Here is a 1,239-nt window from a genome sequence, read left to right as displayed (position 1 = left end):
ATGGGAAATCTCATCTTGAGGGGGGCTTCATGCTTAGATGCTTTCAGCACTTATCCCTTCCGCACATAGCTACCCAGCTATGCCTTTGGCAAGACAACTGGTACACCAGCGGTGCGTCCATCCCGGTCCTCTCGTACTAAGGACAGCTCCTCTCAAATTTCCTACGCCCACGACGGATAGGGACCGAACTGTCTCACGACGTTCTGAACCCAGCTCGCGTACCGCTTTAATGGGCGAACAGCCCAACCCTTGGGACCGACTACAGCCCCAGGATGCGATGAGCCGACATCGAGGTGCCAAACCTCCCCGTCGATGTGGACTCTTGGGGGAGATAAGCCTGTTATCCCCGGGGTAGCTTTTATCCGTTGAGCGATGGCCCTTCCATGCGGAACCACCGGATCACTAAGCCCGACTTTCGTCCCTGCTCGACTTGTAGGTCTCGCAGTCAAGCTCCCTTGTGCCTTTACACTCTACGAATGATTTCCAACCATTCTGAGGGAACCTTTGGGCGCCTCCGTTACATTTTAGGAGGCGACCGCCCCAGTCAAACTGCCCACCTGACACTGTCTCCCAGCCCGATCAGGGCTGTGGGTTAGAATTTCAATACAGCCAGGGTAGTATCCCACCGACGCCTCCACCGAAGCTAGCGCTCCGGCTTCTCAGGCTCCTACCTATCCTGTACAAGCTGTACCAAAATTCAATATCAGGCTACAGTAAAGCTCCACGGGGTCTTTCCGTCCTGTCGCGGGTAACCTGCATCTTCACAGGTACTATAATTTCACCGAGTCTCTCGTTGAGACAGTGCCCAGATCGTTACGCCTTTCGTGCGGGTCGGAACTTACCCGACAAGGAATTTCGCTACCTTAGGACCGTTATAGTTACGGCCGCCGTTTACTGGGGCTTCGGTTCAAAGCTTCGCTTGCGCTAACCTCTCCCCTTAACCTTCCAGCACCGGGCAGGCGTCAGCCCCTATACTTCGCCTTGCGGCTTCGCAGAGACCTGTGTTTTTGCTAAACAGTCGCCTGGGCCTATTCACTGCGGCTTTTCCGGGCTATTCACCCTAAAAAGCACCCCTTCTCCCGAAGTTACGGGGTCATTTTGCCGAGTTCCTTAACGAGAGTTCTCTCGCTCACCTTAGGATTCTCTCCTCGCCTACCTGTGTCGGTTTGCGGTACGGGCACCTCTCACCTCGCTAGAGGCTTTTCTTGGCAGTGTGGAATCAGGAACTTCGGTACTATA

General features: G+C 54.6%; 1 rRNA gene. It reads right to left on the bottom strand.

The features are described 5' to 3' along the window. A 23S ribosomal RNA gene (locus ACEWK1_RS27645) occupies positions 1-1,239 on the bottom strand; the annotation flags it as partial.

The organism is Metabacillus sp. YM-086 (genome assembly GCF_048059995.1).
GTDB classification, from domain to species: Bacteria; Bacillota; Bacilli; order Bacillales; family Bacillaceae; genus Metabacillus; species Metabacillus litoralis_B.
Note: the sequence above shows the minus strand (reverse complement) of the source record. Positions and strands in the feature narration are given on the sequence as shown.